Source organism: Ciceribacter sp. T2.26MG-112.2 (genome assembly GCF_900492205.1).
GTDB lineage: Bacteria > Pseudomonadota > Alphaproteobacteria > Rhizobiales > Rhizobiaceae > Allorhizobium > Allorhizobium naphthalenivorans_A.
The window spans coordinates 1-5709 of the sequence record NZ_UEYQ01000053.1 but is presented as its reverse complement, the minus strand read 5'-3'; the positions used below and the strand labels follow the sequence as shown (position 1 = coordinate 5709).

6 protein-coding genes are annotated in these 5709 nt (G+C 59.8%); all 6 read left to right on the top strand.

Annotated features, from left to right (window positions below; genetic code table 11):
* Positions 1-318 precede the first annotated feature (318 nt).
* Positions 319-516 carry a hypothetical protein gene (locus DYZ14_RS23840; RefSeq protein ID WP_052642493.1) on the top strand — a complete coding sequence of 66 codons (198 nt, stop codon included), beginning with the start codon at positions 319-321 and terminating at the stop codon, positions 514-516.
* 97 nt (positions 517-613) lie between these two features.
* Entirely contained in the window at positions 614-865 is a 252-nt protein-coding gene (locus tag DYZ14_RS23835) for a hypothetical protein (RefSeq protein ID WP_154722910.1), read from the top strand.
* Positions 866-1438: 573 nt separating this feature from the next.
* Positions 1439-1957 (top strand): putative immunity protein, encoded by a 519-nt coding sequence (locus DYZ14_RS24700; RefSeq protein WP_445292618.1) that lies wholly within the window; start codon positions 1439-1441, stop codon positions 1955-1957.
* A gap of 541 nt (positions 1958-2498) precedes the next feature.
* Complete coding sequence (locus tag DYZ14_RS23830; RefSeq protein ID WP_154722909.1) at positions 2499-2705, top strand: hypothetical protein; 207 nt, start codon at positions 2499-2501, stop codon at positions 2703-2705.
* 680 nt (positions 2706-3385) lie between these two features.
* On the top strand, positions 3386-5314 hold the full coding sequence (locus DYZ14_RS23825) for a ParB/RepB/Spo0J family partition protein (protein WP_154722908.1): 1929 nt from the start codon (positions 3386-3388) through the stop codon (positions 5312-5314).
* A gap of 68 nt (positions 5315-5382) precedes the next feature.
* Positions 5383-5562: a hypothetical protein gene (locus DYZ14_RS23820; RefSeq protein WP_154722907.1), complete on the top strand. Its 180-nt coding sequence runs from the start codon at positions 5383-5385 to the stop codon at positions 5560-5562.
* Positions 5563-5709: the final 147 nt, after the last annotated feature.

The following is a 5709-nucleotide window of genomic DNA, read 5'->3' as shown; positions in this document are numbered from 1 at the left end:
GGCTAGGAGCATCGACGCGAGCTCAACCACCGCTACAGCATCACGGCGATGGAGATCCGACCTGGCGGCCGGATCACGATTTGCTGGTTGAAGGCAAAGGCGACGGCCGGGGCTACGAAGGCCGCGTTTTCAGGCCGCTCCTTAGTGGCCGTACGTAATCTAATGCTGCGCACGATACGTCGGGCCCCGCCTTGGCGTGCAACCCTAAAGGGTTCTCCTCTCCGCTTCGCTCCGTTGCGATCGCTGCGCGATGCACTCGGCGGTTCCAGCCGTATTCGAGCTTCGCGATTACGCACAACCACTAAGGAGGAACCTCTGATGAAAACGCTCGTAACCTTCTGCCAGAAAACCGGCCGTCGCCTTCGCCAGTTCATCAACCGGCAAATCGCGAAGCTGTCCCACAAGGGCCAACTTCGGTTCTCCATCGCCGTGATGCTTCCGCTCATCGCCAAGGTCGAGTTCAGCTATCAAGTCGAGCTCAACAGCAAGGCCGGAAACGACAACAAGCCTCAGTGAGGTACTGCCGCACCCTGCCCTGCAGGGTGCGGCCTATCCGTCGTGATCCCGAACTCGCGGCCTTGCACGCGCCCGCAGGAGGCATATTTGCTGGTAGATGACAGACTTTCCAAAAGCGCCACCCGAAAAGGACGAAAGCCGGCACATCGCATGTCAGATGGCGGTGGAGACTGTTTTGCAGGATCTGGTAGAGGATGCCTTGCGCCGAGGGTGGGAGGAGACGGAAATCCTCTCCGCCATCACAGGGGTTGCGGACAACCTCATGCTGGCGGCTGCCGCCAATCGGGATCCCGACCTGCTCATCGCTGCTCTACGCAGGCACATGCCTCCGCCCAATCTTGCCGGTTAGGCAGGGTTTGACGCGATCCGGCCTAAGATCGATCGGGAGGCGCGGCTGTTCAGGGGGCGGGGTCTCAGCCATCCCTTTAGCAGCGGAGCCTTATCTTCCGTCTGAAGAGGTTGGGGTCGGTTCAGGCTGAGGGCGAAATGAAACTGGAACGAGCGAAGTCAGCCTTCGGCCGATATTGTTGAAAACTCCAGAAATGGTTGATGCGAGTGACACAATTCAGAAGCAGTCGGAATGAATTTTGTCGCCGACGATTTCGGAGAATAGCCTTGTCTCAGCACACAGAAAACCCGCGTATTCACGCAAATCCATTTCAGCGACCTCCGGCCCAAACCTCGCGCGAAGAGTTTTCAATCATATCGGCCCATTGCGGTCATCACGGGCCCAAGGGATAAGGGCAGCTTCGCGCCGTCATTCCGGGGGTTCACGGGGCTGGCAAAATTTCCAAAAGCTGCAGCTCGGCTTTTTTGGGCTGAATGTCCAACATGGGGTGGCTTTGCGACTGTCCGCTCTCGGCGACTTGAAACATGAAGCCGCCCACCTCATTCTCTTGTCGAAGTCCTAGGGAGGCAGAACATGGCAAATTCGGTGCAGACGCTTAGTGAATTTGACCGCCGTTTGGTTGCGGGGTGGGCTGCTATGTGTGCTGAGCGGGTTTTGTGGGTGTTCGAGACGGAAAGTCCCCGCGATTCGCGCCCGCGTGCTGCAATTGCGCGTGCGCGGGCCTTCGCTCGCGGCGAGTTGGACACTGCATCGGGAATACGTCAACGGTTCGGCGGAGGTAGCTCCGCCGGTGATACCAAATCACCAGCGGCAGCAGCCGCAGCTCGTGCCGCCGGTCAAGCCTCGGCCGTCTGCCACATGGGTGCGCATGCGCTTGGTGCTGCTGCTTACGCGGTCAACGCCGCAAGCCTAGCGGCGCCGCATCGATCCGAGGTTGCCGCGGATGAGATCAGGTGGCAACTTGCACAGATGGCAGCAGACGTGCGCGCCGCACTTCGATCGCTTCCACCAGTCGGCGAGAATCGCTCGGGGCCCCTCGGCCGGGGCCTCTTAGCATGCGGTCAAATCGGCATGATCATCAGTCAGCTCTAAGCCCATCTGGTCGAAATGGGCGCATCATGAGTTGACCGAAATGCGCCAGACCAATGAGAGCCAGCTTACAGGGGGTCGGATTCGAGCCATGAAGGGCTGACGTGGGTCGGAAGCGGTCAGGTAGGTCGCGCCCTACAATGGCAGCTATGCCATCACGGCTTCCGGGATAAGACGCTCTGCTCGCGGCCCCATTTCAGCCTGCACCCTCGAAGCAGCCCATCTCTCCTATTGGCGCGAGGCGGCCAGATGCGAGCTGTCCCAAATGAACTAAAGCCTGTTTGGGACGGTAACAAGGCTGTGCAAACCAAGGCTTTCCGGCATTAAGCTTCACATGGATTTGATGGGGCAGCGGAGCGAAGGCTTACAGGCTCATTTTGCCCCCAGCCTTAACCGACTTCAGCTTTCGGCGGTTTTCGCGATCCTTTTACAGTTCCGCCATTTCAGTAGAGACAGCTTAACAACCCGCTCAGGAAGCCTCTGGACCTCCGTCCACTTGCTTCATAGGGTTTCGGTGCTCGGAAACGACGTAGGACAGGCACTGGTGGATCAGGCAACCGCCCAGGAGCTGCTGAAGCTCATTCACAGTATCGCAGACCCTTGCGAGGATATCATCGCCAAGGCTGGCGATCTCGCCGGCGATCCGTCCCAACCGCCAGAGATCCAGCAAGCCTCTGCTGACCTGGCTGCGACTGTTGAGCAGCTGTTTCAGATCGCCCACTACATCATGAACGCAACGGCCAGGCTGTAGAAGCAAGGAACGGTTTCGCCGGGGGAAGTCGGTTCCGGCTTCCGCTTCGCGGCGCTATGCTAAGCCTCCTGCGGCTTCCCTTCTTCCGTCAAAACCGTGTCGAGAATTCCCGCTTTCCCGCCCCTGAAGGAGGGGCGGCGCTATGCTGAAAGCTCCGATGTTCTTCATTGTCCTTCTCGGATCTCGGACTGGCGCCGATCGATCCGAGCCGAGCGGCTAACCGCCGCTATCGACACGTTGAATCAAGTTGAAATGGAGAGCTGCCCGAGGAGCGGAGCGCTCATCACTCGGAGCGCAGCGGGCAGATCCATCGTTTTATAACCTGGTGAAGACGGAGAACCGGCGTTGCCGGTTCGCATCCGCAAGGAGCGGCCGGGATCGGCCGCCCATCGATCCTACCCTGTACCGCTCTTACGATAGGTCGCCGATCGCGCCAATGGGCAAGCGCGCAGGCGCTGTCGCTCGTCAGGAAAAACGGCTTTCGCCGTCAAGCCGGCAAACCTTCCGTTTTTCCTTCCTCCCGCCCCATGACCCGATCCGCGTCCTAACGGGAGCGGGCTGCGCCCTCCCCCTTCGTTCCGCCGGATGTGGGGGCACATCCTTCGAATACGAAGGCAGAGGCTTCGCCCACTAGCGGGGCTTGCTCCCAAGGGAAACGGGAAAAACTGGAGCAAGAGACCATGAGCAACATCATCGCGATAGCATTGAACAAGCTGGACGCAGACCCGAAGAACGTCCGCAAGACTTACACCAAGGTGAGCATCGAGAGCCTGTCGGCCTCGATCCTCGCCAATGGCGTCATCCAAAACCTTGTGGTGCGCAAGGCATCCAAGGGAAGATACCTCGTAAGCGCTGGCGGTCGCCGCCTTGCAGCCCTCAATCTTCTGGCCGAACGGGGCGAGATCACGGCTGACTACGCTGTGAATGTCATTGTCCGGGAGGCGGGTGACGCCACGGAATTAAGCCTGACCGAGAACGTGATGCGGGAGGCGATGCACCCCGCCGACCAGTTCGAGGCGTTCAGAGCGTTGTTCGATGAGGGCAAGTCAATCAAGGACATCGCCTCCCGGTTCGGGACAACCGAAATCATCGTCAACCGCCGTCTTGCGCTGGCGAAGGTTTCCCCTGTCTTGTTCGCAGCGTTCCGCGCAGAGGATATGACCTTTGAGCAGCTTGCCGCCTTCACCATCACCGACGATCACGCTCGACAGGAAGAGGTGTGGAATGCCCTCCCCTCATGGGATCGCAGCGCCAACACAATCAAGCGCCGTCTCGCCGTGGATGAAGTCCCCGCAAGCGACAAGCGGCTCGCGCTGATCGGCGGGTTAGAGGTTTATGAGGCGGCTGGCGGTCCAGTGCGCCGCGACCTGTTTGCCGAGCAGGGAGGAGGCTTTGCAAGCGATAGCGGCTTGCTTGAAAAGCTGGTTGCCGAGAAGTTAGAGGTCGAGGCGGAAGCTGTGAAGGCCGAAGGCTGGAAATGGGTCGAGTGGTGCGCTCAGCAGCCGGATAACATCTATCAGATGGCCCGGGTTTACCCGCAGCGCGTGGACCTCAGCGACGAGGATCAAGCCAAGCTTGACGCACTGACTGAGCGTTATGACGAACTGGCGGCGCAGATCGATGCGGATCAGGAGGATGAAGGTGCAGAGGCCGCCTTGTCCGCCGTCGAGCAGGAAATCGCCGTCCTGCAGAAGCGCGAAGAAGCCTATCGCAGCGAAGACCTCGCAATGGCAGGGGCAATCGTCACAATCGACCATTGGGGCAAGTTGTCGGTGCTGAGAGGCCTTGTCCGCGACGAAGACAAGAAGAAGGCCGAGGCCACGGAAGGGAAGCAAGGCGGGGCGACCGAGGAGGCTGACGGCGCTTCGAAATCTACGGGGCTGACCCATTCAGCCGCATTGATTGAAGACCTGACCGCTCAGAAGACGGCGGCACTTCGTGTCGAGCTGGCGAACAATCCCGACATTGCGCTTGTGGCGGTCGTCCACGCGATGTTGCTCAAGGTGCAGTACCGTACGGCATGGGGGATTCCCGGCCACCAGAGCGCGCTTGAAATCTCTGTCACCCATGAAGTGCTGGACGCTTCGATGAAGCGTCCCGCCGAGAACAAGGCCCTTGAGGCGTGGGGAAGCCTTGAGGAAAACTATGGGCATCGGCTTCCCGGCGATCCTGCTGACCTTTGGGAATGGCTGATGGATCAATCGCAAAGCGACTTGTTGCAGCTTCTGGCCTATGCCGCCGCCCATTCCGTCAATGCGGTTGAGAAGAAGTTCAGCAGTCGCAGCCAAGCGCTGGCCCATGCCGACCAGATGGGCCGCGCATTGAACGTGGACATGCATGACTGGTTTGAGACTACGGCGGAAAGCTATTTCAGCCACGTCAACAGGCCGACCATTCAAGCCGTTGTTGCCGAGGTGCGCGGCGAGGATTTCGCCGCTGGTGTCGGCAACATGAAGAAGGGCGAGGCTGCGGAGTATGCCGCCAAGTCCATCAAGGACAGCGGTTGGCTTCCGCCTCACGTTCGGATCGCGTCTGACCCCGACGCAGAGGGTGAGGCTGAAACCTCAGAGGACAAGAACGAACACTCGTTCCCGATGGCAGCGGAATAATCCCGCCGCTGCTTTCCGCCGGTCACGTCCTCCAGCGTGACCGGCTACCCTATTCCAGAGGACAAGCCATGCTTGATTCCGTACCTGATCCGACCCTTGCCGCCGAAAGCTGCTGCCAGCTAATCAACGCCTACCTGAACGATCCGGAGCATGTTGATTGGGATGACGTGCAAAAGGCACTCGATACAGTGCTAAAGGCCTTCGATCTGCCACCGACCCACTTTGAGGAGGCTATTCAGCGCGGCTGAGTTTACTGCAAGATCGCACCTCAGCGCCCGCCTTGGCATCGAGCCAACGCGGGCGCTTTCGCAGGTGTCTGGGAGGCAGAAACGTATCGGGGGACGGCACATCAGGCCGCTTGTTGAGAGGAGGCCCGCCCCCCCCCTCCTCTCAAA